Below are 26,400 nucleotides of genomic sequence, written 5' to 3'. Positions count from 1 at the left end.
TCAGGCGTGCGTCAGTGTAACGATGGTTCCGCGCGCTGATGAGGGTCCGCTGCTTCCCGGCGCCGTTCCAGTTCCAACCAGAGCAGCAGGGCATTGACATCGGCGGGACTGACGCCGGGAATCCGGGAGGCCTGCCCGAGGCTGCGGGGCTGGATGGCCGTGAGTTTCTCGCGGGCCTCCGCCGAGAGGGTGCGGATGCCGGCGTAGGCGATGTCGGCGGGGATGGCCCGCCCCAGCTGGCGCCGGACCCGTTCGATCTGCTGTTCCTGGCGGGCCAGGTAGCCGCTGTACTTGATGTCGATCTCGGCGCCATCGCGCACGTCGGGTGGCAGATCTGGGTCACAGAGCCCCAACTGCACCAGGTCCTCGCCGTGCAGACCTGGCCGGCGCAGCAGGTCGGCCAGGGTGATGGAGCCGTTGATGCCGGCGCCGGTGGCGGCGGCCACGGCGTTGGCGGCGGGATCGGAGGCCTTGAGCCGCACCGTTTCCAGCCTGTGCTTCTCGGCATCGATGCTGGCCTGCTTCTGCTCGAACAGGCGCCAGCGCCGTTCGTCGATCAGGCCCAGCTGGTGGCCGAGGGGGGTGAGGCGGCGATCGGCGTTGTCACCGCGCAGCACCAGCCGGTATTCGCTGCGGCTGGTCAGCACCCGGTAGGGCTCCTTGAGGTCCTGGGTCACCAGGTCGTCCACCAGGGTGCCGATGTAGCTGCCCTCCCGGGGGAAATGCACCGGGTCCTGGCCCCCCAGCAGCCGGGCCGCGTTCAGCCCGGCCACCAGCCCCTGGGCGGCGGCCTCCTCATAGCCGGTGGTGCCGTTGAGCTGGCCGGCCGAGAACAGGCCCCGCACCCGTTTGGTTTGCAGGGAGGGCTCCAGCTGGGTGGCCGGCAGGATGTCGTAGTCGACGGCGTAGGCGGGGCGCAGCATCACGCAGGCCTCCAGCCCGGGCAGGGTGCGCAGCAGGGCCAGCTGCAGGGATTCGGGCAGGCCGGTGGAGAAGCCCTGGACGTACAGCTCGGGGGTGTCGCTCCCCTCCGGCTCCAGGAAGATCTGGTGGCTGTCCTTATCGGCGAAGCGCACGATCTTGTCCTCGATCGAGGGGCAGTAGCGGGGCCCCTTGCTGTCGATGAAGCCGCCGTAGATCGGCGTGAGGTGCAGGTTGTCGCGAATCAGCTGGTGGGTGGCCGCCGTGGTGCGGGTGATGTGGCAGGCCATCTGCTCGCCGCTCACCCGGGCGGTGGGATCGAAGCTGAAGAAGCGATCGGCGGCGTCGCTGGGCTGCTCCACCAGCTGGTCGAGGGCCACGCTGCGCCGGTCGACCCTGGCGGGGGTGCCGGTCTTGAGCCGGTTGGTGCGGAACCCCAGCTCCTCCAGGGCTTCGGTGAGGCCTACGGCGGGCTGCTCGCCGGCCCGGCCCGCCGCCATCGAGCGGTTGCCCACCCAGATGCGGCCCCCCAGGAAGGTGCCGGTGGTGAGGATCACGGCGCCGGCGCCATAGACGCTGCCGAAGTAGGTGCGCACGCCGATCACCCGGGCCGGCGGACCGGTCGGGTCATGGGGATCCCCTTCCACCTCCAGGCCGGTCACCATCGCCTCACGCAGGGCCAGGTTGGGGGTGTGCTGCAGCAGCTGCAGCATCTGGCGGGCGTACTGGCGCTTGTCGGTCTGGGCCCGCAGGGCCCACACGGCCGGGCCGCGGCTGGCATTGAGCAGCCGTTTCTGCAGGGCGGTGGCATCCGCCAGCCGGCCGATCACCCCCCCCAGGGCATCCACCTCATGCACCAGCTGGCTTTTGGCCGGTCCGCCCACGGCCGGGTTGCAGGGCTGCCAGGCGATGCGGTCGAGGTTGAGGCTGAACAGGGCCGTCGAGACGCCCAGCCGGGCGGCGGTGAGGGCCGCCTCGCAGCCGGCGTGGCCGCCGCCGACCACGATCAGGTCGAAGCGTTCGGTGGGATCTGCGCTCAGGGCCATCGTTTGAATGTATGGCGGCGCAGCGCTTGGTGCAGCGCCGCCCCAGGCCAGCAGGGCTCGGGTTCAGCCATCCTGGAAACGATCCCGGATCGCTTCCACCGCATCGCGCCGCCGCCTGACGGCCGCCACGCAGTCGGCATCAAACTGGCCTGCGGCCACCATTCGGTCGAGTTCCGTGAGGGCCGCGTCCATGCTCCAGGCCTGCTTGTAGTGACGGTGGCTGCTCAGAGCATCGAACACATCGGCCACCGCGATGATCCGGGCCTCCAGGGGGATGGCCTCACCCCTGAGGCCCTTGGGATAGCCGGAGCCATCGAGCTTTTCGTGGTGGCCGGCCACGACGTTCTTCATCACGGCTGAGTCGGGCAGATCCTCAAGTCCAAACTCACCCACCATTTTTTCCACGATCTCCAGGCCTTTCTGCACATGGGTTTCCATTAACTTGTGTTCCTCTGGATCCAGGGGGCCGGGTTTGAGCAGGATGCGATCGGGAATGCCGATTTTGCCGATGTCATGCAGCGGCGCAAACAGATAGAGATGTTCGATGTACTCATCGCTGAGTCCGTGGCTCTGCTGGAGTTCCCGGGCGATCAGCCGTGCGTAGTGCGCCATGCGCTGCAGATGGGCGCCGGTTTCAAAGTCCCGCAGGTTGGCGAACTCCCGGGCCACCTGGACCGAAGCCCTGATTGAATAGACCAGATTGAGTTCGCTGCTGATCAGCATGTTGATCATTGAAGCGATCAAAGAAAGCTTTCGCTGCACACTTTCGGTGAACGCTGCTCGCTTCAGTGAATCGAAGAAGAGAAGGCCGATGAAGGAGCCCTTGTCGAACAGTGGAATGGTCAGCGAAGAGCGGTAGCCCTCCTTCAGCAGCCAGGCCGAGTGCTTGGTGTTGGCTTCCACCGCCGCCGGGATGTTGTCCAGCACGCGGACGGATCGGCTTTTGGCCAGGTGACTGAGCGATTGGCTTTTGGAGAGGTGGAACTCATAGCCGCTGATCGCCTCTCCGGTGCGGGTGCTACTGACGAACGTCTTTAATAAATCAACCTCAGGGTCGTAAAGTGCGACAGCCATCCGATCCACATCGGGCGTCAGTTCCATCAATTGCTGGTGCAGCTGCCGCAGCCGGTGATTGAGGGCCTGCCCTACGGGGGGTGCTTCGCTGCCGGCCTCAGCCACGGAGATGCCGTCGCTGTCGATGGGGCCTGGAAGCGGGGTCATCGCATGGACGCCAAGACGCTTTTTCCCATTCTTGCGCTTCGTAGCGCCCCCCTGGCAGATCCCCCCGGCGAAGCGGGTTGCCGCTCAGGCCCCGGGCCGGACCAGGGCGGACGGCTGCAAAGCGTCCGCATAGGCGGGATCCTCGCTGCCGAACACCCAATCCCAGAAGGTGAAATAGAGCCCGAAGTGCTTGCCGTGGCGGCGGTGGTGGATGGAGTGGTGGGCGGGCCCGATCACCCACCGTCCCAGCCAGTGGTGGGGGAAGCGCAGCGGCAGCACCTCCAGGCCCAGATGGTTCACCACCGCCCACACGGTCATCGTGGTGAGCACCGCCAGCAGGGTGGCGAAATGCAGCGGGATCAGCATCACGACCCCGATCAGGAACAGGGCCTGGACACCGGCTTCGAGGGGGTCGAAGGCGAAGGATGTCCAGGGCGTGGGCTGCCGCGATCGGTGGTGCCCCTGGTGAAACCAGCGAAACAGTTTTGGATGGTGAAACAGCCGGTGAGTGGCGTAGAAGTAGGCGTCCTGCAGCACGAGCACGGCCAGGTAGCTGAGCGGCAGAACCCACCAGTTGGCTGCATCCATCCGGCCGTGGAGTCTGGTCATGCCCTGGTCGTACAGGGTCATGATCAGGGCGGTGGCCAGGGCGAAGATGCCCGTCGACAGGACGGAGAGGTGAATGTCCCTTGGAACGGACACATTCGCCGGCTGGTGGTGATAGAAAAGCCTGTGGGCGAAGCCCGCCATGGCAAGATAGCGCAGCAGAATAATGCCGAAAAATGTAAACATGTAAAACATGAAGGAATGCTGCTGCACGTATATCTTCTCGATGCCTGGAGATCAGGGTACAGGCCCCTTCCCTGGCGCGATACGGCGGATATCCCTATGCAGCAACCCTAAGCAGCGAACCTATGCCGCCAGATTGCGGAAACGGGTGAACTGGGGCTCGAACAGCAGCTTGACCGTACCGACGGGGCCGTTGCGGTGCTTGGTGACGATGACTTCGGTGATGCCGCGGTCGGCGGTTTCGGGGTTGTAGTACTCGTCGCGGTAGATCATCAGCACCAGGTCGGCATCCTGCTCGATGGAGCCCGACTCCCGCAGGTCGCTGAGCATGGGGCGCTTGTTGGTGCGGGACTCCACGCCCCGGCTGAGCTGGGAGAGGGCGATCACGGGCACATGCAGTTCCCGGGCCATGCCCTTGAGGCCCCGGGTGATGCGGGAGAGCTCCTGAACGCGGTTGTCCGGGGTGCTGCCCTCCATCAGCTGGAGGTAGTCGATCACGATCAGGCCGAGCTCCTTGCCGGTTTCGGCCATCAGGCGTCGGCAGAGGGAACGCATCTCGAGCACCCCGGAGTTGGGCTTGTCGTCGATGAACAGGGGCAGCTGGCCGAGGCTGTTGATGCCCTGGCCGAGCAGGGGCCACTCCTCCTGCTGCAGGCGGCCGGTGCGCAGGCGGCCGCTCTCGATGCCCACCTCCATCGACAGCAGGCGGTAGGTGAGCTGTTCCTTGCTCATCTCCAGGCTGAACACGCAGACCGGCAGCTGGTGCAGCTGGGCCACGTTCTTGGCGATGTTGAGCACGATCGAGGTCTTGCCCATGGCGGGCCGTCCGGCGACGATGATCAGGTCGCTGCGCTGCAGGCCCTGGGTGATGGCGTCCAGGTCGTAGAAGTTGACCGGGATGCCGGCGACGGCGGTACCGAGGGAGCGGCTCTCGATCTCGTTGAAGGTGCTGGTGAGGATCTCGGCGGTGGGGGTGAGGCCGGAGGTGGGTTTCTCCTGGCTGATGGCGAAGATCTTCTGCTCGGCCTCATCAAGCACCTGCTCCATCGGAATGCTCTGGTCGAAGCCCAGGCGGATCACGTCGTTGGCGGAGCGGATCAGCTGCCGCCGCAGGTGCTTGTCCATCACCAGGCGGGCCACCTGGTCGATGGAGGCGGTGGAGAGGGTGCGCTCCACCAGCTCGACCAGCCTGGAGCTGCCGCCCACCTTCTCCAGCTGGCCGGTGTCGGCGAGCCAGGCCGCCATGGCCGTGAGGTCGGTGGGCTTGCCCTGGCTGTGCAGCATCAGGGCGGTGCGGTAGATCTCGCGGTGGGCGCCGAGATAGAAGGCCTCGGGACGCAGGACGTCGGCGACGCGGCCGATGGCGTCGGGATCCAGCAGGATGCCGCCAAGGACCGACTCCTCCGCCTCCAGGTTCTGGGGGGGAACGGAATCGGGCAGGGCCTCGAAGCCGGCCTGGTCCTCGCGCCTGGCCGCCGGCCTGGGCCCGTCGGGCCGGGGGGGATCGGATCCAGCCAGGGGCAGGCTCACCATGGACGGAACACCAGTAGGCGACTCACGGGAGAGGGAGCCGGATCGGTCGGGATCGGGCACCAGTGAGAGGAGTCACTCTGGGGCCCGGAGCCGAAGAAATCGGTTCGCTGCTGGCTGATCAGTAGCTGACCACTTCCAGGTTGACGTCGGCGACGACCTCGGGGTGCAGCTTGATCTGCACCTTGTAGGAGCCGGTGCGGTGGATCTCGGGAACGGTGATGACGCGGCGGTCGACCTCCTTCTTGGTGGCCGCCTCGATGGCTTCGGCCACGTCGCCGTTGGTGACGGTGCCGAACAGGACGTCATCGCCGCCGGTCTGCTTCTTGACGGTGAAGCGGCCGATGGTGTCGAGGGCGGTGCGGAAGGCGACGGCCTCAGCCTTGAGGGCGGCCTGACGCTCGGCCTCCTTGGCCCGGCGGTGCTCCACCTGGCGCAGCACGGCGGCGGTGACGGCCAGGGCCTTGCCGGTGGGAAGGAGGTAGTTACGGGCGTAGCCGGGAGCCACATCCACCAGATCCCCGTTTTTGCCCAGGGAAAGGATGTCCTCGCTCAGGACCACCTGCACACGCTTCTTGACCATGACAACGCCCCGGCTGAGCCATCTGAAATCCGATCGGTCAGCCTACGACATGGTGCTGGTGGGGGCCGCGGCCCGGGGCAGGCGGACCTGGGTGGCCAGGCCCAGGGCCCGCATCAGGCGGATGTGCTGCCAGGTGAGGTCGAACTGGCGGGGGCCGAAGCCGTGGCGGGCCGAATGGGGGTAGGCGTGGTGGTTGTTGTGCCAGCCCTCGCCGAAGGTCAGCGCCGCCACCCAGGGGTTGTTCTTCGACTTGTCGCCGCTCTCATGGACGGACTCGCCCCACAGGTGGGTGGCGGAATTCACCAGCCAGGTGCACTGGTAGACGATCACCAGGCGCAGGGGGATGCCCCACAGCACCAGGGCCCAGCCGCCGGCACCGGTTGAGCTGCCGATCCAGAACAGCAGCAGGCCCAGGGGCACCTGGAGCAGCAGGAAGCTGTGGTTCAGCCAGCGGTAGTAGGGGTCAGTCGCCAGGTCGCCCGTGAGCCGGGGCACCGCGGCCATGGCGGGAATCTCCTCGAACATCCAGGCCATGTGGGACCACCAGAAGCCCTTGTTGCTGTCGTGGTGATCGGCTTCCGTATCGGAAAACTTGTGGTGGTGGCGGTGCAGGCCGACCCAGTCGATCGGGCCATGCTGGCAGCTGAGGGCGCCGCAGGTGGCGAAGAAGCGCTCCAGCCACTGGGGCACGCGGAAGGAGCGGTGGCTGAGCAGGCGGTGGTAGCCGATCGTGACGCCCAGGCAGGCGGTGACCCAGTACATGACCAGCAGGGCACCGACGGCCTCCAGGCTCCAGAAGCGGGGCAGCAGGGCCACCACCGCCAGGACATGGATCAGGACCATGAAGCCGATCGTGCCCCAGCGGGTCCCCTTGGGGGACTCGCCGCGGGGTTCGCCGCGGCGCGGCTCGTGCAGGGCCCTGGCCCTGACGAGGGCGTCGGGTCCCAGGTTGATGGCGGCGGGGCGGCGGGTGTGGCGGGCTTTGGTGCCGGCGCGGGAGAAGGCTGTAGCGGCCATGAAGGACCGGACTCCAGTTGGGTGATTAAGATGGTAGCAATACGAATCCTGATCGAGTGGGGTATCGAGACGAACTCGTATCTGGCCGCATTGCCTTCGCCCACCTGATCCGCGTCTGGCACGAGCGCAACGGCTGGTCCCACCGGGTTCTGCCGATGCTGGCCGAGGCCCTCGACCTGGGTCGGGTGCACAACTCCCAGCTCTCGATGCTGCGCAACGGCAAGCTGGCCTCCCCCGGTCCGGAGGTGTTCCTGGCCCTGGGCAGCGTCAACCTCTGGCTCGACGCCCAGGCCCCCGAGGGTCGCTTGGAGCCGCTGGCGGCGCGCACGCTGCTGGCGGCCCACCCCGAACTCTTCGAGGCCCTCTGCAGCTCGGCCCTGCCGGTGCGCGACGAGCAGCAGCGGGTGCTGGGGCCCGGGGCCCTGCTCGAAGTGTTCGTGGGCCTCTCGCAGCCGCCGGCCAGCTTCGACCTGCGCATCGGCGAGGCGGAGGCCGCGGGGCTCAGCGCCGCCCTGGCCCAGCTGCTCACCGCCGGCCGGCCCTGGCGCGACTGCCGCGACCGGTTGATGGCGGCCTATCCAGTGGCCAAGCGCCAGCGCCGGGAGCGCTTCGCCGAGGTGATCGCCGGCCAGCGCGACTACACGGCGGTGGAACTCGATGCCGAACTGCCGGAACTGCGCCGTACCCTGGCGGCCCTGGGGGCGGCGGGGGAGGAGGAGCTGGGGCCTGACCGCTTTCTGGAGCTGTTGCGGCAGCGGGCCCGCCGGCTGCAGGGGGACGGATCCGAGCCGGCCCTGGACGACCTGGCCGCCGCCATCCGCCGGGAGATCGGGGCGGCGATCCCGGCGCCGGCCGACCCAGCGGAGCGCTGATCAGGCGCTGGCGGTCGCGTCGCCGCGGTGGCCGAAGACGGGGGCGATGCGGACACGCCTGGCCAGGCCCAGGGCCCGCAGGGCGCGGATGTGCTGCCAGGTGATGTCGAACTCGAACCAGCGCAGCCCGTGGCGGGCCGAATGGGGATAGGCGTGGTGGTTGTTGTGCCAGCCCTCGCCGAAGGTGAGCAGGGCCACCCACCAGCAGTTGCGGGAACGGTCGGGGCAGTCGAAGTTGCGGTAGCCGAAGGCGTGGGTGGCGGAGTTCACCAGCCAGGTGACGTGATACACCAGCACCAGGCGCAGGGGAATGCCCCAGAGCACCAGGCCCAGGCCGCCGCCGGGCACGTTCGCCCAGTTGCCGTACCAGTAGAGGGCGGCCCCCAGGGGCAGCTGCAGCAGCAGGAACCAGCGATCCAGCCAGCGGTAGAGGGGATCCTTCTCCATGTCGCCGGTGAAGCGGTGGATCTCGGTGAGCGCTGGGATCTTGTGCAGCATCCACTCGCTGTGGGCCCACCACAGGCCGCGGGCGGCGTCGTGGTGGTCGTTGGGCTGGTCGGAGAAGAGGTGGTGGTGGCGGTGCAGGCCCACCCATTCGATCGGCCCGCTCTGGCAGGCCAGGGTGCCCATCAGCACCAGCAGCCGCTCCACCCAGCGGGGCGCCTCGAAGCCCCGGTGCGCCACCAGCCGGTGCAGCCCCAGGGTCACCCCCAGCACCGTGGCCCAGTAGAGGACCGCCAGCACGATCACCCCCTGCAGGCTCCAGAAGCGCGGCAGCAGGGCGAAGACGGCCCCCACGTGGATGGCCAGCATGAAGCCGGTGGTGCCGGTCTTGAACTTGCGCTGGGTTGCCGGCAGGGGCGGCCGGGGCAGCTCCATCGCCGCCAGCAGCTGGGCCTTCTTGCGGGAATGGGAGGGTTCCTGCCGGGGGACGCGCACGGTTTCGGCGCTCTGGCCTGATCGGAAGGCTTCGGATCGTGCGACCAAGCGGTTCTCCGGTGGAAGGGCGGGTGTGGTCTGGGACTCGGCCTCCCATCTTGACCCACGGCAGCGATGGCAGAGTGGTCCCTGCTGGCCCCAGGGCTTTGGAGCAGGTTTGTCCCGGCCCGGGCGAGGTGGCGGGCCCGGCCGATACGGTCGCCGCTGACACGGTTGCCGCTGACACCGTCGCCGCCGCCCTCGAGCGGCTGGCCCCGGTGGCGGCCCGTCGCACCGCTGCCGTGCGGCCCCGTCTGGCGCGGGTGCTGGAGGCCTTCGCCGCCGAACGCCTCGGCGTGCATCACTTCGCCTCGGTCAGCGGCTACGGCCACGGCGACCTGGGCCGGGAGGTGCTGGATCGGGTCTTCGCGCGGGTGCTGCAGGCCGAAGCCGCCGCCGTGCGGCTCCAGTTCGTCAGCGGCACCCATGCCATCACCGCTGCCCTGTTCGGGGTGCTGCGGCCCGGGGACCGGCTGCTGGCGCTCACCGGCCGCCCCTACGACACCCTCGAGGAGGTGATCGGCCTGCGGGGCCGGGGGCAGGGATCCCTCGCCGAGTTCGGCATCACCTACGACGAGCTGGCGCTCACTGCCGACGGGCAGGTGGACGAGGAGGGCCTGGAGGCAGCGCTGGCGGTCCCTACCCGGATGGTGCTGATCCAGCGCAGCTGCGGCTACAGCTGGCGCCCTTCCTTGCCTGTGGCCACCATCGGGCGGCTCTGCGAACGGGTCAAGGCGCTTCAGCCCGACTGCGTCTGCTTCGTTGACAACTGCTACGGAGAGCTGGTCCAGGACCAGGAACCCACCGCTGTCGGGGCCGACCTGATCGCCGGCTCCCTGATCAAGAACCTCGGCGGCACCATCGCCCCCACCGGCGGCTACGTGGCCGGCCGCCGGGAGTTGGTGGAGATGGCCTGCTGCCGGCTCACCGCCCCGGGCATCGGCAGCGAGGGGGGCACCGGGTTTGATCAGTACCGGCTGCTGTTCCAGGGGCTGTTTCTGGCCCCCCAGATGGTGGCCGAGGCCCTGATCGGCGCCGAGCTGGTGGCCGAGGTGTTCGCCGGCCTCGGTTATCCGGTGAACCCTGCCCCCGGCGCCGAGCGCAGCGATGTGATCCAGGCGGTGCGGCTTGGCCATCCCGACCGGCTGATCGCCGTCTGCCGGGCGTTCCAGCAGCTCTCCCCGGTGGGGGCCTACCTGGACCCGGTGCCGGCCCCCATGCCCGGCTATGCCTGTGATCTGGTCATGGCGGGGGGGACGTTCATCGACGGCAGCACCAGCGAGTTCTCCGCTGACGGCCCGCTGCGGGAGCCCTGGGTGCTCTATGCCCAGGGCGGCACCCACCACGGCCATGTGGCCCTGGCCCTGGAGAGGGCCCTGTCGGCCCTGGCGCAGGCAGACTGAATCTGCCTCCTCCGCACACCTCCGGCCTTGGCGCACTCCTTCCCCGACGACTGCCGTTATTTCGAAAGCCACGAATACGTGCGCCCGGAGGGCGACCTGGTGCGCCTCGGCATCAGTTCCTTCGCCGTCGATCAACTTGGCGACATCGTCTTCGTCGAGTTGCCGGCGGTGGGGGCCTCGCTGGCGCGCGGCACCAGCTTCGGCAGCGTCGAATCGGTCAAGGCGGTGGAGGATCTGATGGCCCCGGTGAGCGGCACGGTGGAGGCCCGCAACGAGTCGGTGCTGGCCAGCCCCGAGGAGCTCCAGAACGATCCCTATGGCGAAGGCTGGCTGCTGCTGGTGCGGCTGGGTGCTCCTGACGAGCTGGACGCCCTGATGGATGCCGCCACCTACGGGGCCAAGGTGCAGGCGAGCTGAATTCCTTAGGATCACGCCACCCCTTCCCCTGACGCCCGTGTCCGCCTCCTTCCTGGTCCGGCATCTGGGTCCGGATCCCGAAGATCAGCACCGGATGCTGGCGGAGCTCGGCCTGGGGTCCCTCGATCAGCTGGCGGCTGAGGTGGTTCCGGCCGACATCCTGCTGACGGCGGCCGAGGCCGACATCGGCCTGCCGCTCCCCTGCCCGGAGGCGGAGGCCTTGGCCGAACTGGCTGAGTTGGCCTCCCGCAACCGGGTGCTGCGCAGCCTGATCGGCCTCGGTTACCACGGCACGTCCACGCCGGCCCTGATCCAGCGCCACGTGCTGGAAAACCCCTGCTGGTACACCGCCTACACCCCGTACCAGGCCGAGATCGCCCAGGGGCGGCTGGAGGCCCTGCTGAATTTCCAGACCCTGGTCAGCGAGCTGACGGGGTTGCCGATCGCCAACGCCTCCCTGCTGGATGAGGCCACCGCCGCCGCCGAAGCGATGGCGATGGCGGCGGCGGTCTCGCCGCGCGGCCAGGCACGCCGCTTCCTGGTCGACAACGCCGTCTTCCCACAGACGCTGGCCGTGCTCCACACCAGGGCCGAACCCCTGGGGATCGTGATCGAGATCTTCGACGCCGAAGCCGCCGCCAACGGCCCCGATGGGGTGCTGGGAGAGGACGTCTTCGGCCTGCTGCTCCAGCTGCCCGGCGTCGAGGGCCGGCTCTGGGATCCCTCGCCGCTGCTGGCGGCGGCCCGCGCCTGCGGGGTGATCAGCACGGTGGCCGTGGATCCGCTGGCCCAGGTGCTGCTGGCGCCGGTGGGTGAGATCGGCGCCGACATCGCCGTCGGCAGCCTGCAGCGCTACGGGGTGCCGATGGGGTTCGGTGGCCCCCATGCGGCCTTCTTCGCCACCCGCGACGACTTCAAGCGCCAGATCCCCGGCCGCCTGGTGGGGCAGTCGAAGGATGCGGAGGGGAACCCGGCGCTGCGGCTGGCCCTCCAGACCCGGGAGCAGCACATCCGTCGCGACAAGGCCACCAGCAACATCTGCACGGCCCAGGTGCTGCTCGCCGTGATGGCGAGCTTCTATGCCGTGCACCACGGTCCCGATGGCCTCGAGGCCATCGCCCGCCGCCTTCTGCTCCTGCGGCAGGGGCTGGTGCTGGGGCTGGCGGCCCTGGGGCTGGCGCCCGATCCGGGACTCGGCTTCGACACCGTCGTGGTGCGCACCGCCGCCGCGCCTGGCTTGCGCCAGCGGGCCGTGGCCGCCGGCTTCAACCTGCGCTGCGGGATCCGGGGCGACGACGGTGAGGCCGCCCTGGCCATCAGCCTCGATGAACTGTCCACGCCCGAGGAGCTGGCGGCCCTGCTGGCGGCCCTGGCCCCTGATTCCGCTGCCGCCGCCGCGGCACGCACGGCCCTCCAGGAGGGCCTGGTTGCCCTGGAGGGCAAGCCCCTGGAGGAGTTGCTCGAGGGCGTCCCCGGGCGGGAACGCCCCTGGCTAAGCCAGGAGGTGTTCCATCGCTATCGCAGCGAGACGGAGCTGCTGCGCTACATCCAGCGCCTGGTGAGCAAGGACCTGTCGCTCGTCCACGGCATGATCCCCCTGGGCAGTTGCACCATGAAGCTCAACGCCGCCGCCGAGCTGGCGCCGGTGAGCTGGCCGGCCTTCGCCCAGATCCATCCCTTCGCCCCCTCCGACCAGACCGCCGGCTATGCCGCCCTAGTGGCGGATCTGGAGGCCTGGTTGGGGGCGATCACCGGCTTTGCGGGGGTGTCCCTGCAGCCGAACGCCGGCTCCCAGGGCGAGTACGCCGGCCTGATGGTGATCCGGGCCTGGCACCGCAGCCGGGGCGAGGGCCACCGGCAGGTGTGCCTGATCCCCACCAGCGCCCACGGCACCAATCCGGCCAGCGCCGTGATGGCGGGGATGCGGGTGGTGGCGGTGGCCTGCGATGCCCAGGGCAACATCGACATCGCTGACCTGGAGGCCAAGGCGGCCGCCCACGCCGCCGACCTGGCGGCCCTGATGGTCACCTACCCCTCCACCCACGGGGTGTTCGAGACCGGCATCCGCCGCATCTGTCAGGTGGTGCATGACCACGGCGGCCAGGTGTACCTGGATGGGGCCAACCTCAACGCCCAGGTGGGCCTCTGCAAGCCCGGCCTCTACGGCGCCGACGTCTGCCACCTCAACCTGCATAAGACGTTCTGCATCCCCCATGGCGGCGGTGGCCCCGGTGTGGGGCCGATCGGCGTGGCGGCCCACCTGGTGCCGTTCCTGCCGTCCCATCCCCTGGCTGCCGCCGCGAGCGGCCAGGCCATCGGCCCGGTGTCAGCGGCGCCCCTGGGCAGTGCCGGCATCCTGCCGATCAGCTGGATGTACATCCGCATGATGGGGGGCTCGGGCCTGCGCACTGCCAGCCAGGTGGCCCTGCTGGCGGCCAACCTGATCGCCGAGCGACTCGAGCCCCACTTCCCCGTGCTCTACCGCGGCCGCGGCGGCCGGGTGGCCCATGAGTGCATCCTCGACCTGCGGCCCCTCAAGCGCAGCTGCGGCCTGGAGGTGGACGATCTGGCCAAGCGGCTGATGGACTACGGCTTCCATGCCCCCACCGTCAGCTGGCCCGTGGCCGGCACGGTGATGGTGGAGCCCACCGAGAGCGAATCGCTGCCGGAGATCGACCGCTTCTGTGCGGCGATGGAGGGGATCCGCCGCGAGGCCTGGGCGATCGAGACCGGCGCCGCCGACCCCCTCGACAACCCGCTTAAGCAGGCCCCCCACACCCTGGCGGCGGTCACCGCCGACCACTGGGATCGGGCCTACAGCCGCAGCGAGGCGGCCTTCCCCGCCGGGGAGGGCCAGCGGCAGGCCAAGTTCTGGCCGGCCGTCGCCCGCATCGACAACGCTTTCGGCGATCGCAACCTCGTCTGCACCTGCCCGAGCGTCGAGGAAGTGGCAATCGCCGAACTGGCCGCCTGAGTGTTCCGGCGGTACCCTTTCCCCCCGGCATGGCGCATCATTGCTGTGCCATGCCGTCACGGCGATGGCAACCGCCTTTCATTTTGATGGGGTACATGAACGGCAACGACAATTCAGGCGATGGGCCGGGCCCAGGCGCCCTTTCTCCGGGTTTGCCGGAGGCCAGTCAGCGGGTGGATGGCACCAACGTGGTGCGGGTGCCCTTCGGGGTGCGCCGGGCCCGGCGCCGCCGGCCCGAACGGCCCGACCACTGGGCCACCCTCGTTCTTCCCTTCCAGGCGGGTGGCGGCGGGTCGCCCACGCCCCCCCACGCGGCCTAGTCCTGGGGGTCAGTAGCTGGCACCGCTGCGGCGCTGGTGAACGGCGGTCGTGGCAGCCGCATCCAGCAGGTCGCCGCTGAGGGCTTCGGCGTAGAGCAGCCAGTGGTCGCCGCATTCCATGCGTTGGCTGACGCGGGCCTCCAGCCAGGCCAGGGCTTCCGGCAGCAGGGGCTGTCCGCCTGGGGTGGCGTCCAGCTCCAGCCCCGCCAGGCGATCCGCCCCCGGGGGGAAGGACTGCAGGAACCGCTTCATCGGGCCGCTTTCCTTCCCGGCCGCCAGCACGTTGAGGCTGAAGCTGTCCCCCACGTGCAGCAGGCTCTCCATGGCCCGGTCCTTGGCCACCGCCACGGTGAAGCCGGGGGGGCTGAAGCTGGCCTGGCTGACCCAGCTGGCCACCATGGCTCCACCGATGGCGTCGGATCCTTCCCCTTTGCGGGCCAGCACCACGCACAGGGCACCCACCACCCGGCCGAGGGCCTGGATCGCCGGGTTGGTGCGACTTTCACTCAGGCCTCCGCCGGAGCTGCGCCGCTGGGTCTGGCGATGCTGGCTGCGCAGGCGGCGGCCCAGGGCGGTTCCGGTTTCCTCCAGGGTGCGCAGGGTGGCCAGATCGGGGCTGAACTTGATCCGGATCGGATCGAAGGCGAACTGGAAGCCGCCGTCGCGGAGCTTGCCTTCCAGCAGATCGATGGCTTCGCCGCTCCAGCCGAAACTGCCGAAAACCCCCACCGGCTTGGTCCGGTCGCCTTCGGCCAGCACGGTGCCAAGCGCCGAGACGATCGGCGTGGGCGCATGGCCCCCGAGGGTGGGGGAACCGATCAGCAGGGCGTCACAGGAGTGGATCGCCTCCAGCAGCTGTTCCGCTGGCGCGAATTCGCAGTTGATGCTCTCCACCCGCACGCCGCTGCGGGCCACCCCCTGGGAGAGGGCGTCGGCGATGGCGGCGGTGTTGCCGTAGGCGCTGGCGTACAGGAGGGCCACCGACAGGCTGGCCTTCTCCTGACTCTCCCCCCAGCGGCGGTAGTCAGCCAGCAGGCTGCGCCAGCTCTGGGCGATGGCCGGGCCGTGGCCCGGCGCGATGGTGCGGATCGGTAGTTCGTCGAGCCGGTCGACCACCGTCTCCACCTGGCGGGCCATCGGCGCCATCAGGCAGTCGTAGTAGTAGCGGCGGTCCTCCTCGGTGCTGCTGCGGTTCGCCTCGGCGAAGTCCTCGGTGCAGAGGTGGGCGGCGAAGAACTTGCCGCTCATCAGCAGCCCCGTGGTGGCTTCGAAGGCGATCAGGCCGCCGGGCCAGCGGGGGGTGGGGGTGGGAAGCAGGGTGAGGACATGGCCGTCGGCGAGGGTGCGGCTGGTCTCCTGTTTGACCACCTCGATCGTCGGCAGGGGCACTGGGCCGGCTGGTGCGGCAGCCTCACCCGCTGGGCCGGGCCGCTGCTGCTCCCAGAGTTCGGCGAGCACCTGGGCGCCGGGATTGGAGGCCACCAGCACCGTGGCTGGCCAGCCCGTCGCCAGCTGCTTCAGCAGGGCGACCCGGTTGGGGTTGACGTGGCCGACCACCACCTTGAGCGGGGCGTCGGCCGGCACCAGCAGGGCCAGCTGCTCCAGGAAGGGGGCGGCGAAGGAGGCCCCCGGGGGATGCACCAACACAGGGGCGCCGCCGGAGGTGCCCTGCTGGAAGAGAAAGCTGTTGGCGGTGGTGCCCCGCTCGAGCCCGTATTCCACCTCAAAGCGCAGCCGCCGGGGGCTCAGGCCGCGCAGGCAGAGCAGGCCGGGTTCGATCGGCAGGGAGATGACGCGCCGATCGGACGCGGAGGGGGAGGTGGTCATCAGTAGTGGTTGCCCACCTTGCGGTGATGCACGGCCGTGGCGGCGTTGGTGTCGGCCACGTTGCCCTCCTCCACCACCGCGTAGATGATCCAGTGGTCGGGGCCTTCCATGCGCTGGGTCACCCGGCAGCCCAGATAGGCCAGGGCATCCCCCAGGACGGGCCCGCCGGCGGCCACGCCTTCGAGCACGCTCACGCCGGCGAACCGGTCGGCCCCCGGCGGGAAGCGGCGCAGGAAGTGGCGCAGCAGGGGCTGGTGGTTGTCGTCCCGCAGCACGTTGAGCACGAAACGGTCGTCCACCTGCATCAGGGCCTCGATGGCCCGGTCCTTGGCGACGGCCACCGTGAGCCCCGGCGGATCGAAGCTCGCCTGGCTCACCCAGCTGGCCACCATGGCGCTGCTGCGGCTGCCGGCGTCGTCGTCCTGGCGGGCCGTGACGATGTAGAGGCCGCCGCTGAGGCGCCCCAGGGCCTTGTCCAGATCGCCATCGATGGCCTTCATGGCGGCGATGGTCTTCTCCTTGGTGAGCAGCTGGCCCAGGTCGGTGCCGGCCTCCTCGCAGCGCTGGTAGTCGGCGCCATTGGGCACCTGGCGGATGCGCAGGGGCTCGAAGGCCCATTTCTGCCCCAGGTTGCGGAGCTGGCCGGCCAGGGTGTCGATCGGCTCGTCGTTGCCGCCGAAGGCGTCGTAGCACCCGACCCACTGCTTGGGATGGAGGGCCGCCAGCAGGGTGCCGATGGCCGTCTGCAGGTCGGCATCGGGGGAGGCCGGCCAGGTGGGCACCACCACGGCGCTGGCCTCACCGATCAGGGCGGCCAGTTCCTGGGCATCGGTGGCGCGCAGGTCGACGAGCTGCACCTGGCCGGAGGCTTTGCCGACGCCCCGGGCGATGGCCTGGCTGAGCCGGTCGCAGAAGCCGTACTGGCTCAGATAGCAGACGGCCGCATAGGCCTCGCCGGCGCTGCGCTGGCCGCTCCAGTCGCGGTAGTCGCCCACCCAGAGCGGCAGGTGCTCCCGCAGCAGGGGGCCGTGGCCCACGGCGATCGTGGTGATCTCCGGCAGCCCCTCCATCCGCTTGAGCGCCTGCAGCACGCTGCGGGCGTTGGGAGCCATCAGACAGTCGTAGTAGAAGCGGAAGTCCGGGGCGATGGCGCCGGGGTCGACATCGAAGAGGTCGTCGGAGCAGTAGTGGAGGCCGAAGGCGTCGCAGGTGTAGAGGATGCCGGTGCCGTGGTCGAACGAGAAGATCGTGTCGGGCCAGTGCAGGTTGGGGGCGCTGAGGAAGCTGAAGCGATGCCCCACGCCGCTGTCGGGATGCACGCCCAGGTCGAGCTCGTCGCCACTCTTGACCGCCCGGCTGCGGAAGGGCCGGTGCACCTGGTCCTGGAGGAACTGGATCGCCACCTTGGAGCCGACGATCTCGATGTCCGGGTGGCTGTCGATCAGATCCCCGATCAGGCCGGAATGGTCCGGTTCGGTGTGGGAAACGATCAGGTGATCAATCGCTGTGGGCTCGATCAGACCCTCCAGCAGGGGGAGCCAGGTGTCGCGAAACTTGGCGTGGCTGGTGTCGACCAGGGCTGTGCGCTCGCCCCGCACCAGGAAGGCGTTGTACGTGGTGCCGTTGCGAAGGCCGAATTCGATGTCGAAGCGGCTGCGGTCCCAGTCGAGGGAGCGGATCGCCGTGGTGTCGGCCGCGATCGGCTCGCACTGCAGGCTGAGCCGGGAGGCTGCGGCCCCCGGCGGGGACGGCAGGCTGGTCGGGGCGCTGGCGATGCTGCTGCTCATCGGGTCAGTCTCCTTCCGCAGGCCTAAGACTGTAGGCATCGCGGTAGGGGTTTCGGTCTGTTAGATCGAAACCGGGTATCCCCAGGAACCCTGGAGAATGGACAGGAACAGTCGGAGGTTGGATCGATAGGTGGTCATCGGCGACCTGCAACGGTTTCGTGAGGCCTTTCTTCGGCTGGAGAGGCGCCTAGAGGAAGCCTCGCGTTCCGATCGTTACAAGCCTCCGACCGGCCTGGCCACGGCCCGACTCCATCTCTAATCGATGCAACCCACTGAAGGGTTGTCCGCCTAGGTGCTCGACCTCAGCGCCGATGGACTGAAGATCGCCACCGAGGCTGGCCACCAGCCCGCCATCGACCGCCCTGCAGCGTGGTCGTGGGTGATGGGGAGGGAGAGACCTACGACCCGAGAGGCACCGTGCGGTGGATCGAAGCCACCAGCTACATCTCGGTGATTGGTCTCTCCCTCGATTCCGCCCATCGGATCGAGGAGTGAGGGCCTCAGTCGGCCACCTTGACGCTGACGGACGTCAGCGACTGCGCCTTGGGTGCCGTCACCGTCAGCAGACCATCGCGGTAGTGGGCTTCGAGGGCCTCCCGCTGGATGCCGCCGGGGAAGCGGAAGCTGCGGCTCCAGGTGCCGTAGCGGAATTCGCTCAGCAGGGGAGGACGCTGGCGGCCTTCGGTGGCGGCGGAGCTGTCGTCAACCGGTTGAGGGGAACGGCGTTCGGCGGTGATGATCAAGGAGCGGTCGGTGGCCTTCACGTCGATGGAGGAGCGATCGACGCCGGGGAGTTCCAGAGCGATCGTGTACTTCGCCTCGGTTTCGTAAATCTCGGCGGCGGGAACCCGTTCAGCTGTCTGCAGCTGTTGCTCCAGCCGGTCGAACAGATCGAAGGGGGAAGGATGCAGGGTACGCATGGTTGTTGTGTCCGATACAGGCAACGGGAAGGGTCGGGTGAGGAAGCACCCGCTGCATCAATCTCCCCGGCTTGCCATCAGGCTTCCAGGGTGAGAACCGATGGCTCAGGTTCGGTCCCCCCACCCGGGTTCGGCCTCTTCGCCAGCGGGAGGCGGAGAACCGCCAGGGGCCTCCGGCAGCCACCACCAGGTGGCGAAAGCGGCCGCCTGCCCTGCGGGTTGGCCGGTGCCATCCCGCAGGCTCCACAGCCGGGCCTTCTCGAGGCGGAAGCGGCGGCCGCCACTGTCGACGCGGACGCCGGCGTAGCCAGCCACGGCCTCGCGGCGGCGGGCCTTCTCCAGGGCGAGGGCGCGGCTTTGTCGTTCGGCCGGCTCGGCCGTGAGGCGGGAAGGCAGCCCCACCATGGCGTTCCAGGGGCGGCGCCAGAGCACAAGGGCGGCGCGGTTGGCGTAGATCAGGCGCGGATCGGCGCTGCCGTCGTGGGCCAGGATGACCGTGGCCGCCACGAACAGTTCCTGGGCCGCCTGCAACGGTGAGCGGCCGTGCTGTACGCCCGCCAGCAGCGGACGATCGAACGCCAGCCGGTGACAAGCCAGGAGGCGCCCGGCGGTGGCGATGGCGGCGTCGCTCAGCCAGGGGGGCAGATCAGGCGATGGGATGGCTCCGACCTCAGCGAAGGGGATCGTTGTCCTTGGGCGTCATCATTCGCATGGCCTTGCGGATGGAGGCGCTCAGTCCCCGGACCCCTGCCCGTTCTTGGCATTGCTGCCGCCTTCGGATACAGCCGCAAGCTGAGGAAGCGTATTCAAGCCAGCTGAATCGCGTGACAACGCAGCCACTGCGGCGTGGGCATGACCACCGGCAGCAGGCCGGCCACCGCGTCGCTGTAGGGCGTGGCTTGGTTGGCGAGGAACCAGCCGCAGAGCACGGAGTTGTCGAGCACAAAGGCGGTGGTTGCGATCGCCGGGTTCAATCCAGGCCCTCCCGGGCGATCAACCCCAGGTCGCCATCCAGGACGACGCCGCTCCGCAGCTGTTGCAGCCGCTCCAGCGCCAGGGCCACCCGCTGACGACGCCCAGCCCCCCGATGGCGATCGCCGGGATCAGGCACGAGCCGCACCACCGGCACCCCCCGACGGGTGATGGCGATCTCCTCGCCTCGTTCCACCCGAGCCACTAGGGCCGAGAGCTGGTTCTTGGCTGCCGCCAAGGGCACCGCCAGGGTGGGTTGGCGCCGGGAGCCGGCGGGACAGCTGTCCGTCATGATCAATGGCTAGCCTGGGGGTTATCCAAGCTAGCCTGAAGGCTTCGATGGTGATCCCCAGTTCCCCGGGCTGGTGGTGGATCTGGAGGAGATCTGGGCGGGCTGAGGGGCCCTGAGGTGGTTGGCCCAAGCTCTCCCTCTGGGCCGCGAAGTTCGAGCGGCTGGTGATCAGCCCGGGCGTTGCCCGCCCTCGGCAAGGGCGATCAGCGCCTGCAGCCAGCCATCGAAGGCCTGCAGATCGGCACTCAGCCGCGGCCAGAGCGCCAGGGCTCCGCCGAGCCGCTGCCGCACCTGATCGGGCTCCAGATCATCGCTGTAGAGATGGCGCACCACATGCCGGAAGCCCAGCAACAATCCCAGCGCCTGGGCCGTGTCCGCTGAAAGCAGCGCTGGCCTTTGCTCGGTGGCCATGGTGAGCCGATCCAGCAGGCGGCGGTGCCAGTCGGCCCCTTCAGGGGTGGCGCCATTGAGCACCCGCACGATCTGCAGCAGACAGCGCTCGATGCCGGTGTACAGGCTCTGCAGCCGCAGCGCCGCCGCATCCACCCGTTCCGCGTCAGCACCCTCCCGTTGCCAGCGCTCCGCCAGAGCCGCGAGGTTGTGGACCAGGGCCTCCAGCCGCCGACGCTCCACCGCCAGATCAGTGGCCAGATCGCGCAGCCGCTGGGGAGGTAGCGGATCAATGGCCATCAGACCAACGGCTGCCCCTCGGCGCGGATCCTCTCCTGCCAGTGGATCGGCAGCGCCTCGAGCCGCACCAGATCCACCGCTACCGCTGCGGATCCAGTGCGGCCGGCGGCAGCGGCGGCACTGCGTTCGGCCAGCGCCAGGGCATCGAGCAGCTCGCCGGCGGCGAGGCCCTCCACTGCCAGATCCAGATCTGAATCAGCGTGCAAGCCCGCACCCAGAACCGAGCCGAACAACCAGATCGAGATGGGGGGCCAATGCCTGCGAAGCTCTGCGGCGATGGCCCCAGCTTGGCTGCGGAGCTCCCCTCGCCTCAGCTCACGGCATGCCGTCTGGCTCGCCCAGCGTTGCCGCCAGTGGTCGCGTTGGGCTGGAGTGAGAACCATCCCACAAGCGTAGGCAGCCCGGTGGAGGAGAGTTGGACCGTCGTGAGGGAGGGTGCCACAGCGTTCGCGACTTTCGGAACGCCTCAGCTGGGATCTCCTTGCCCTCCTACTCAGCCAAGCCCTCCTAACGGCAGGTCAAGGCTGTTCGTGGTGTCGAGGTAGGGCCGGAAGCCGTAGCGGCGATAGAAGCTGTTGGCCTCCTCTCCTTTGGCATCGACGATCAGGGCGTAGCCGCCCACCGACTGGCGAGCCCGCTGACAGCGTTCGACCGCAAGGCCGAAGAGCAATTCGCCCAGGCCTTCTCCACGCCAACGGAGATCTCGAGCCAATCGACCCATTCGAAAACAGGGCCGCTTGGGATCAAGCAGCTGCTCATCAAACACGCTTGACGCGGGCGTGGAGCTGGTTCAACGCTTGCAGCAAGGCCTCGTTGGGGCGGAACGGTTCAGCCAGGGCGGCTTGGAAGGTTTCGTAGTCGCGGCGGAAGAGAGAGACGGCCCGATCGAGCTGGATGGCCTCAGCTGCCCGCTGCTTGGCGGCCAAGCGCACGAAAGCAGCAACGGAGATGCCTTCGATTGCGGCCGCTTGCTGGAGGAGCTGCTTGTCTGTGCAGGAGAGCTTCAGGTCCAGGCGATCGGTGGTGGCCATGACTTTCCAGACCTACTGAGCTGACGGTACGGCAAAAAGCAGTACTGGGGCGAAGGGCCAAGCCTCTGGGCGGAGGGTGGGCAGTCGATGACCTGCAATCGCTGCTCGGTGTTGATGTCGATGTTGATGGGGATTCTGGTCGTGAAGGGTGCGCTCACCAATCCCTGCCAAGCAATGCCTTGCACCACCAAGGGCCGAGGGCCTTAAGGCCTGGTTGCCGCTGGGCTGAGCAGGGAACTCAAAAACCCCAAAAAACCTCTCCCCCGCGTTAGGGGAAGAGGTTTTGGCCTGTAGCCAGGGTGGAGAGACTACGGAAGCAGCTATTGAAGCAAGCAGAGAAACGACATAGAAACGAAGCCCAGGGCCTATCGATGCGGCTGCCCTCAAGCGGCAGGGAAAGAAGAACCAACTGCTTTGCTGTCGTTGATCCGCTTCCTCAGCTTGCGGCTCAAGCCGAAGGCTGCTGCGGCACCAAAGAGAGGTAGGGGGCCAGGGACGGGTACGAGACTAGCTTGGGCAAATAAGAAGGATGAACTGGATGCGCGCGGTCCAAACCCCGCCATGCATTCACGCACCCCGGGGCCACCAGGAGGACATGAGCTTGCGCTTACACCGCCGTTTACTTTCCTCCACGCCGACCCGTTTATACTGCCTCCGCTTTGGACCGAAGTGAAGAATGGTCCAATTCCTGACCCTGTACCCGAGAAGTCGGGAAGTTGGGAAGTTGGGAAATCCAAAGGCAGAATTTACAGCTGTGGAAAACGTGCCCGATAGCGCGTTGCCGCCCCACCAAGGCATCACTCCACCGTTAGCCGGAGTATTGAATTTACTGATGTTGGCGTCGTAAGACCCCGTAAACGTGGTCACATTCCATTGCTGGCCGTTGACAGTCACAACCAAGGCTTGGGCTTGTCCCGCACCCAGCACCCCTATCGCCAAGGCGGCACCGATGGCGGACTTGAGGGTTGCTTTGCCTAGCCCAGCCTTAACCCAGCTTGTGCGGGGGGGTAGAGGGATTAGCAAGATTCATGATGTGACGAATCCTATTGAGTCCATATGCAACAAACTTACTGTAGCACCAGCGCGTGACTGCAGTTACAGGGGGGTGAGGATTCCCCCACGGGCTTCTCGGCCGTAGGCCCTGAGCAGCGCCAGCGCACGTCAAGCCAGCGGCTACCCCGCCACCAAGCGGGGCTTCAAGGGCGTCGCTCTAGGCAGAGCCGGCGGCGGGCGCGGCCCGGCGCTGTGGCTGGTGGCAGGGATCGCTGGGCTTCGTCCCGGCTGGCCGGAGACGCCAACCGGCTATCGCGACCTGGGCGACCAGCTCCTGGGATCCCCCTTAACCTGAAACCCTGCACACTCTCCGGGCCCCCGGGCCCCCGGCCCATGCTCGCTCCGCTTCTCCCCCTGGAGACCCCGTCCGGCGAGGTATGCGGCGCCGGGCTGTCGGAGCGTCTCAGCCTGCCCGCTTCGCTTTGCACTGGCCTGCGGTTCACCCCCGAGCAGTTTGCTGCCCTGTGCCAGGCCAATCCCGAGGCGGTGCTGGAGCTGGCCGCCGATGGTTCCCTGATCCTGATGACCCCCACCGGAAGCGAAACAGGCGCCCGCAACGCCGATCTGGCCTTTCAGATCAAGACCTGGGCCCGTGCCACCGGCGGCTGGAAGGCGTTCGATAGCTCCACCGGTTTCCGCCTGCCGGACGACTCCGTGCTTAGCCCCGATGCCTCGTTGGTGGCTCTCGATCGCTGGCAGGCCCTTACGGCCGAGCAACGCCGCACCTTCGCCCCCCTCTGCCCCGATCTGGTGGTGGAGCTGGCAAGCACCAGTGGTGCAAGCCCCAGCGACGAAGGCCCCCGGGGTCTCAGCGCCCTGCGGCAGAAAATGGCCGCTTATCAGCGCAATGGGGCCCGCCTCGGCTGGCTCTTGATTCCGGCGGAGCGGGCGGTGGAGATCTGGGAACCGCTGGCCGATTCCCCGGCCCAGCCGCGGCGGCTCGAAGCGGCCAGCCGCCTTGAAGCAGATCCCCATTTCCCTGGGCTGGCGATCGATCTTGAGGAGATCTGGGCGGGCTGAGGGGCCCTGCCCCTGCAGCAGCCTTACTCCGCCACCGCCAGCTCCTCCATGGAGGCGGCATCGAGGATCACCAGATCGCTGGCGCAGCGGGCTCCGTTCCAGATCATGCACAACACCCAGCCGTCGTCCTCGGCGGGTTCCGACTTGGCCGGGTCTGCGCCGCCGGCCGGAGCGGGCCGCGGCACCATCACCGGTTCGCTCACGAAGCCCCGCGGCTCGCTCAGCCGCTCGGTGCCCACCGTGCCCGCGGCCAGGTCGATCGTGCAGCGCTCCAGCAGCCAGGCCCGCGCAGCTACTGCCAGCAGGCCCGAGGAGTGATCAGCGGCAATCGGCGGGCGGCGCAAGAGTCGGCAGTTCAAGACGGAAGCAGCACCCTGGGCGGCAGGTCGAGGGGCTGGATCCGCCGGGCCAAGCCCTTGTCGTCGAAGGAGCGCCGGCCGGAGCTGCCGAACGATCCACCCTAGATTTGGGGATTAGCCGTGCTGGCCTTGGCCGATCGATCGGCGGACTGGGTGGATCAGGCCCTGCGGGATCTGGAGCAGGCGGAGCAGTCGATGCAGGCCGCTCGCCACGAATGGGCCTGTTTTGCGGCCCATCAGGCGGTGGAGAAGGCGCTGAAGGGGCTGAATCTGGCCCTGGGCCAGCAGGCCTGGGGTCACACCCTCACCCGGCTCTGGGCGGTGCTGCCGCAGCAGGATTGGCAGCCGCCGCCGCCCGAAGGCCTCGAAGACCGGCTGCGGCTATTGGATGGCTTCTATATCCCCACCCGCTATCCCGATAGCTATCCGGAGGGCACACCGGGGGAGCATTTCGGCAGACTGCAGAGCGAGCAGGCCCTCCTTCATGCCCGTGCCATCACTGAGTGGATCCGTGCAGCGCTGGCCAGCCGCCGCTGAGGTGCTGGAGCAGGCGGGGCGTTGGGCCGCCCTGCAGCGCAGCGGCCATCCCGACCTCTTGGCGGTGGGTGTCTTCGGTTCCTATGGCCGCGGCACAGCCGGCGTGGGCAGCGATCTCGACCTGTTGCTGATCCTGCAGCGCTGCGACGAACCGATCTGGGACCGGCTGCGCCGCTGGGATACCGGTTCGTTGCCGCTGGCCTGCGATCTGCTCGTGTACAGCCTGGAGGAATGGCGCAACCTGCCGCGCTGGAATCTCAAGCTGGCGGAGGCGTTGCTTCGTGATACCCGCTGGCTGGGCGGAATACCGGAGCCCCCCGGCCAGCAGCCGGAACCGCCCGTAGCCTGAAACTCCGCACGCCCGACGGGCCCATGCGCGCCCCAGCCAGTCCCCAAGCGCCGCCCTCCTCCCAGCCGTCTTGCCCTGGGCTGCTGAGCCCCGAGCAGCCGTTCGGGTCGATCACCCTGCCGCTCATCCTCAGCGGCAGCCTGAGGCTCAGCCCCGAGCAGTTTGCTGAGCTGTGCCAGGCCAATCCCGAGGCGGTGCTGGAGCTGGCCGCCGATGGTTCCCTGATCCTGATGACCCCCACCGGAAGCGAAACAGGCGGTCGCAACGGCGCCCTCAGTGGCCTGCTCTGGCAGGCCCTGAAAGCCAGCTCCCTGCCCCTGAAGCTGTTCGACAGCTCCACCGGCTTCCGCCTGCCCGACAACTCCGTGCTCAGCCCCGATGCCTCGTTGGTGGCTCTCGATCGCTGGCAGGCCCTCAGCACCGAGCAGCGCCGTGGCTTTGCCCCCCTCTGCCCTGATCTGGTGGTGGAGCTGGCGAGTCCCAGCGACGAAGGCCCCCGCGGCCTCAGCGCCCTGCGGCAGAAAATGGCCGCCTACCAGCTCAATGGGGCCTGCCTGGGCTGGCTGCTGATTCCTCAGGAGCGGGCGGTGGAGATCTGGGAACCGCTGGCCGATTCCCCGGCCCAGCCAAGGCGGATCGAAGCGGCCAGCCGCCTTGAAGCAGATCCCCATTTCCCAGGGCTGGCGATCGATCTTGAGGCGATCTGGGCGGGCTGAGGGGCCCTGGCCCTGCAGCAGCCTTACTCCGCCACAAAACTCCCGTGCAGCCCATAGGGGGTCGCCAGCGGCAGCTCCACCACCGCCAGCTCCTCCATGGAGGCGGCATTGAGGATCACCAGATCGCTGGCGCAGTGGGCGCCGTCCCGCACGCCGCTCAATCGTTGCGGACTCCGTTGGGATCTGTTCAGGAGATGGCCGTGGCTGCCGTTGATCTGACTCAGTCAGATGACCGTGGCAGCGATCGAGAACGCTGGTCCTCAGCCTGGGTGTGGAGCGCTGGTTGGCGCTGCTGGCCTCCCGTGGTGGTGGATCTGGAGCAGATCTGGGCGAGCTGAGGGAGGCACTTCAGGGCTGCGATGGCCCCAGCTCCCAGCTGATGCGCTTCAGGCTGGGGATCCCATCAACGGCCAGCACGGCCTGCTCCAGCCGCCGCCGTTCACCGCTGCCGAGTTCGGCCAGGTCACCATCGGCGAAGTACACCAGAGCCTTGAGGCACTCACGGACCGGAAACCCTGAGCCATACAGCGCCTGCGCCGCCGCCAGCCCATCGCTCAGCGCCAGGCCGGAGTCCAACAGGGTGACCACATCCTGATAGTCCTTGCGTTCCGCCCGCTGCAGCAACACCTTGATCTTGGTCGCCAGCAGATCGTGCGGGGAGGCCACCAGCGCCACCCGATCAAGGGTGTAATCCGGATCGGACACGCGGCCGATCGTCAGGCCACCGAAGAACGACTGGTGGCGGAGGGGCGGTCGGGTTAAACAGGAGTGGCTGA

General features: G+C 68.4%; 28 protein-coding genes and 2 pseudogenes. 10 read left to right on the top strand and 20 right to left on the bottom strand.

What is annotated here, in order from left to right; genetic code table 11:
* Positions 1–11: 11 nt before the first annotated feature.
* The 6 genes from mnmG to KBZ12_RS04435 form a co-directional block, all read right to left on the bottom strand.
* The gene (mnmG, locus tag KBZ12_RS04460; RefSeq protein WP_254956619.1) at positions 12–1,967 is read right to left on the bottom strand and encodes a tRNA uridine-5-carboxymethylaminomethyl(34) synthesis enzyme MnmG; all 1,956 of its coding nucleotides are present in this window, start codon (positions 1,965–1,967) and stop codon (positions 12–14) included.
* 63 nt (positions 1,968–2,030) lie between these two features.
* Positions 2,031–3,188, bottom strand: a complete 1,158-nt coding sequence (locus KBZ12_RS04455) for an HD-GYP domain-containing protein (protein WP_254956618.1) — start codon at positions 3,186–3,188, stop codon at positions 2,031–2,033.
* An 84-nt stretch (positions 3,189–3,272) separates the two neighbouring features.
* Positions 3,273–3,890: a sterol desaturase family protein gene (locus KBZ12_RS04450; protein WP_315859414.1), complete on the bottom strand. Its 618-nt coding sequence runs from the start codon at positions 3,888–3,890 to the stop codon at positions 3,273–3,275.
* A gap of 210 nt (positions 3,891–4,100) precedes the next feature.
* Complete coding sequence (gene dnaB / locus KBZ12_RS04445; protein WP_254956616.1) at positions 4,101–5,510, bottom strand: replicative DNA helicase; 1,410 nt, start codon at positions 5,508–5,510, stop codon at positions 4,101–4,103.
* Positions 5,511–5,628: 118 nt separating this feature from the next.
* A complete protein-coding gene (gene rplI / locus KBZ12_RS04440) occupies positions 5,629–6,090 on the bottom strand; it encodes a 50S ribosomal protein L9 (RefSeq protein ID WP_216906589.1) in 462 nt (153 codons plus the stop codon).
* Between the two features lie 42 nt (positions 6,091–6,132).
* On the bottom strand, positions 6,133–7,107 hold the full coding sequence (locus KBZ12_RS04435) for a fatty acid desaturase (protein WP_254956615.1): 975 nt from the start codon (positions 7,105–7,107) through the stop codon (positions 6,133–6,135).
* Positions 7,108–7,163: 56 nt separating this feature from the next.
* Between KBZ12_RS04435 and KBZ12_RS04430 the strand changes: the two genes are divergently transcribed.
* On the top strand, positions 7,164–7,979 hold the full coding sequence (locus tag KBZ12_RS04430) for a hypothetical protein (protein WP_254956614.1): 816 nt from the start codon (positions 7,164–7,166) through the stop codon (positions 7,977–7,979).
* On the opposite strand, the gene KBZ12_RS04425 is transcribed toward KBZ12_RS04430, so the two are convergent.
* Positions 7,980–8,858: a fatty acid desaturase gene (locus KBZ12_RS04425; RefSeq protein ID WP_254956736.1), complete on the bottom strand. Its 879-nt coding sequence runs from the start codon at positions 8,856–8,858 to the stop codon at positions 7,980–7,982.
* Between the two features lie 236 nt (positions 8,859–9,094).
* On the opposite strand from KBZ12_RS04425, the gene KBZ12_RS04420 reads away from it, so the two are divergent.
* From KBZ12_RS04420 to KBZ12_RS04405, 4 genes are all read left to right on the top strand, one after another.
* Positions 9,095–10,360 carry an aminotransferase class I/II-fold pyridoxal phosphate-dependent enzyme gene (locus KBZ12_RS04420; RefSeq protein ID WP_254956735.1) on the top strand — a complete coding sequence of 422 codons (1,266 nt, stop codon included), beginning with the start codon at positions 9,095–9,097 and terminating at the stop codon, positions 10,358–10,360.
* A 27-nt stretch (positions 10,361–10,387) separates the two neighbouring features.
* The gene (gcvH, locus tag KBZ12_RS04415; protein WP_254956613.1) at positions 10,388–10,777 is read left to right on the top strand and encodes a glycine cleavage system protein GcvH; all 390 of its coding nucleotides are present in this window, start codon (positions 10,388–10,390) and stop codon (positions 10,775–10,777) included.
* Positions 10,778–10,814: 37 nt separating this feature from the next.
* Positions 10,815–13,751, top strand: a complete 2,937-nt coding sequence (gcvP, locus tag KBZ12_RS04410) for an aminomethyl-transferring glycine dehydrogenase (protein ID WP_254956612.1) — start codon at positions 10,815–10,817, stop codon at positions 13,749–13,751.
* 86 nt (positions 13,752–13,837) lie between these two features.
* The gene (locus KBZ12_RS04405) at positions 13,838–14,071 is read left to right on the top strand and encodes a hypothetical protein (RefSeq protein WP_396100606.1); all 234 of its coding nucleotides are present in this window, start codon (positions 13,838–13,840) and stop codon (positions 14,069–14,071) included.
* A 9-nt stretch (positions 14,072–14,080) separates the two neighbouring features.
* Here KBZ12_RS04405 and KBZ12_RS04400 read toward each other — a convergent pair whose 3' ends face one another.
* Positions 14,081–15,898, bottom strand: a complete 1,818-nt coding sequence (locus KBZ12_RS04400; RefSeq protein WP_254956611.1) for a diflavin flavoprotein — start codon at positions 15,896–15,898, stop codon at positions 14,081–14,083.
* A complete protein-coding gene (locus KBZ12_RS04395; protein ID WP_254956610.1) occupies positions 15,898–17,685 on the bottom strand; it encodes a diflavin flavoprotein in 1,788 nt (595 codons plus the stop codon). Before KBZ12_RS04395 ends, KBZ12_RS04400 begins: the two co-directional genes overlap by 1 nt.
* Positions 17,686–18,054: 369 nt before the next feature.
* Between KBZ12_RS04395 and KBZ12_RS04390 the strand changes: the two genes are divergently transcribed.
* Positions 18,055–18,180, top strand: coding sequence for a hypothetical protein (locus tag KBZ12_RS04390; protein ID WP_254956609.1), 126 nt, complete (start codon positions 18,055–18,057; stop codon positions 18,178–18,180).
* A 5-nt stretch (positions 18,181–18,185) separates the two neighbouring features.
* Here the strand turns inward: KBZ12_RS04390 and KBZ12_RS04385 are convergent, their stop codons facing one another.
* The 8 genes from KBZ12_RS04385 to KBZ12_RS04350 all read right to left on the bottom strand — a co-directional run bounded on the left by KBZ12_RS04385 (position 18,186) and on the right by KBZ12_RS04350 (position 21,590).
* Positions 18,186–18,605: an Hsp20/alpha crystallin family protein gene (locus KBZ12_RS04385; protein ID WP_254956607.1), complete on the bottom strand. Its 420-nt coding sequence runs from the start codon at positions 18,603–18,605 to the stop codon at positions 18,186–18,188.
* A 105-nt stretch (positions 18,606–18,710) separates the two neighbouring features.
* Positions 18,711–19,202 carry an MEKHLA domain-containing protein gene (locus tag KBZ12_RS04380; protein WP_315859416.1) on the bottom strand — a complete coding sequence of 164 codons (492 nt, stop codon included), beginning with the start codon at positions 19,200–19,202 and terminating at the stop codon, positions 18,711–18,713.
* Positions 19,203–19,411: 209 nt separating this feature from the next.
* The gene (locus tag KBZ12_RS04375; RefSeq protein WP_254956605.1) at positions 19,412–19,579 is read right to left on the bottom strand and encodes a hypothetical protein; all 168 of its coding nucleotides are present in this window, start codon (positions 19,577–19,579) and stop codon (positions 19,412–19,414) included.
* Entirely contained in the window at positions 19,576–19,869 is a 294-nt protein-coding gene (locus KBZ12_RS04370; RefSeq protein WP_254956603.1) for a type II toxin-antitoxin system Phd/YefM family antitoxin, read from the bottom strand. The genes KBZ12_RS04375 and KBZ12_RS04370 overlap by 4 nt, the downstream gene beginning before the upstream one ends.
* 168 nt (positions 19,870–20,037) lie before the next feature.
* Positions 20,038–20,559: a hypothetical protein gene (locus KBZ12_RS04365; RefSeq protein ID WP_254956601.1), complete on the bottom strand. Its 522-nt coding sequence runs from the start codon at positions 20,557–20,559 to the stop codon at positions 20,038–20,040.
* Complete coding sequence (locus tag KBZ12_RS04360) at positions 20,559–20,765, bottom strand: hypothetical protein (RefSeq protein WP_254956600.1); 207 nt, start codon at positions 20,763–20,765, stop codon at positions 20,559–20,561. The genes KBZ12_RS04365 and KBZ12_RS04360 overlap by 1 nt, the downstream gene beginning before the upstream one ends.
* A 287-nt stretch (positions 20,766–21,052) precedes the next feature.
* Positions 21,053–21,280 (bottom strand): GNAT family N-acetyltransferase, encoded by a 228-nt coding sequence (locus KBZ12_RS04355; RefSeq protein WP_254956599.1) that lies wholly within the window; start codon positions 21,278–21,280, stop codon positions 21,053–21,055.
* 37 nt (positions 21,281–21,317) lie between these two features.
* A complete protein-coding gene (locus tag KBZ12_RS04350; protein ID WP_254956597.1) occupies positions 21,318–21,590 on the bottom strand; it encodes a DUF1778 domain-containing protein in 273 nt (90 codons plus the stop codon).
* Positions 21,591–22,976: 1,386 nt separating this feature from the next.
* Here KBZ12_RS04350 and KBZ12_RS04345 point away from each other — a divergent pair.
* Positions 22,977–23,663 carry a Uma2 family endonuclease gene (locus KBZ12_RS04345; protein ID WP_254956595.1) on the top strand — a complete coding sequence of 229 codons (687 nt, stop codon included), beginning with the start codon at positions 22,977–22,979 and terminating at the stop codon, positions 23,661–23,663.
* Positions 23,664–23,686: 23 nt separating this feature from the next.
* Here the strand turns inward: KBZ12_RS04345 and KBZ12_RS04340 are convergent.
* A pseudogene (locus tag KBZ12_RS04340) lies at positions 23,687–23,923 on the bottom strand (carotenoid oxygenase family protein); the annotation flags it as partial.
* 228 nt (positions 23,924–24,151) lie between these two features.
* On the opposite strand from KBZ12_RS04340, the gene KBZ12_RS04335 reads away from it, so the two are divergent.
* From KBZ12_RS04335 to KBZ12_RS04325, 3 genes are read left to right on the top strand one after another with little or no spacing between them, the layout of a single operon-like run.
* On the top strand, positions 24,152–24,559 hold the full coding sequence (locus tag KBZ12_RS04335; protein ID WP_254956594.1) for a HEPN domain-containing protein: 408 nt from the start codon (positions 24,152–24,154) through the stop codon (positions 24,557–24,559).
* On the top strand, positions 24,534–24,908 hold the full coding sequence (locus KBZ12_RS04330; RefSeq protein WP_254956593.1) for a nucleotidyltransferase domain-containing protein: 375 nt from the start codon (positions 24,534–24,536) through the stop codon (positions 24,906–24,908). The genes KBZ12_RS04335 and KBZ12_RS04330 overlap by 26 nt, the downstream gene beginning before the upstream one ends.
* 23 nt (positions 24,909–24,931) lie before the next feature.
* Entirely contained in the window at positions 24,932–25,624 is a 693-nt protein-coding gene (locus KBZ12_RS04325; protein ID WP_254956592.1) for a Uma2 family endonuclease, read from the top strand.
* Between the two features lie 23 nt (positions 25,625–25,647).
* On the opposite strand, the pseudogene KBZ12_RS04320 reads toward KBZ12_RS04325, so the two are convergent.
* A pseudogene (locus tag KBZ12_RS04320) lies at positions 25,648–25,776 on the bottom strand (carotenoid oxygenase family protein); the annotation flags it as partial.
* A 196-nt stretch (positions 25,777–25,972) separates the two neighbouring features.
* Entirely contained in the window at positions 25,973–26,329 is a 357-nt protein-coding gene (locus tag KBZ12_RS04315; RefSeq protein ID WP_254956591.1) for a nucleotidyl transferase AbiEii/AbiGii toxin family protein, read from the bottom strand.
* Between the last annotated feature and the right edge of the window lie 71 nt (positions 26,330–26,400).

It is taken from the genome of Cyanobium sp. Cruz CV13-4-11 (assembly GCF_024346055.1).
In the GTDB taxonomy this organism is placed as follows: Bacteria; Cyanobacteriota; Cyanobacteriia; order PCC-6307; family Cyanobiaceae; genus Cyanobium.
The sequence above is the reverse complement of the archived record's forward strand: the minus strand, read 5'-3'. Positions and strand labels throughout refer to the sequence as shown.

What these genes read in the sequence shown, in the direction of transcription:
- mnmG (WP_254956619.1), bottom strand. Translation starts at nt 1,967, where the DNA reads ATGGCCCTGAGCGCAGATCCCACCGAACGCTTCGACCTGATCGTGGTC.
- KBZ12_RS04455 (WP_254956618.1), bottom strand. Translation starts at nt 3,188, where the DNA reads ATGACCCCGCTTCCAGGCCCCATCGACAGCGACGGCATCTCCGTGGCT.
- dnaB (WP_254956616.1), bottom strand. Translation starts at nt 5,510, where the DNA reads ATGGTGAGCCTGCCCCTGGCTGGATCCGATCCCCCCCGGCCCGACGGG.
- rplI (WP_216906589.1), bottom strand. Translation starts at nt 6,090, where the DNA reads ATGGTCAAGAAGCGTGTGCAGGTGGTCCTGAGCGAGGACATCCTTTCC.
- KBZ12_RS04435 (WP_254956615.1), bottom strand. Translation starts at nt 7,107, where the DNA reads ATGGCCGCTACAGCCTTCTCCCGCGCCGGCACCAAAGCCCGCCACACC.
- KBZ12_RS04425 (WP_254956736.1), bottom strand. Translation starts at nt 8,858, where the DNA reads ATGGAGCTGCCCCGGCCGCCCCTGCCGGCAACCCAGCGCAAGTTCAAG.
- KBZ12_RS04405 (WP_396100606.1), top strand. Translation starts at nt 13,838, where the DNA reads ATGGGGTACATGAACGGCAACGACAATTCAGGCGATGGGCCGGGCCCA.
- KBZ12_RS04400 (WP_254956611.1), bottom strand. Translation starts at nt 15,898, where the DNA reads ATGACCACCTCCCCCTCCGCGTCCGATCGGCGCGTCATCTCCCTGCCG.
- KBZ12_RS04395 (WP_254956610.1), bottom strand. Translation starts at nt 17,685, where the DNA reads ATGAGCAGCAGCATCGCCAGCGCCCCGACCAGCCTGCCGTCCCCGCCG.
- KBZ12_RS04385 (WP_254956607.1), bottom strand. Translation starts at nt 18,605, where the DNA reads ATGCGTACCCTGCATCCTTCCCCCTTCGATCTGTTCGACCGGCTGGAG.
- KBZ12_RS04370 (WP_254956603.1), bottom strand. Translation starts at nt 19,869, where the DNA reads ATGACGGACAGCTGTCCCGCCGGCTCCCGGCGCCAACCCACCCTGGCG.
- KBZ12_RS04365 (WP_254956601.1), bottom strand. Translation starts at nt 20,559, where the DNA reads ATGGCCATTGATCCGCTACCTCCCCAGCGGCTGCGCGATCTGGCCACT.
- KBZ12_RS04355 (WP_254956599.1), bottom strand. Translation starts at nt 21,280, where the DNA reads ATGGGTCGATTGGCTCGAGATCTCCGTTGGCGTGGAGAAGGCCTGGGC.
- KBZ12_RS04350 (WP_254956597.1), bottom strand. Translation starts at nt 21,590, where the DNA reads ATGGCCACCACCGATCGCCTGGACCTGAAGCTCTCCTGCACAGACAAG.
- KBZ12_RS04345 (WP_254956595.1), top strand. Translation starts at nt 22,977, where the DNA reads ATGCTCGCTCCGCTTCTCCCCCTGGAGACCCCGTCCGGCGAGGTATGC.
- KBZ12_RS04325 (WP_254956592.1), top strand. Translation starts at nt 24,932, where the DNA reads ATGCGCGCCCCAGCCAGTCCCCAAGCGCCGCCCTCCTCCCAGCCGTCT.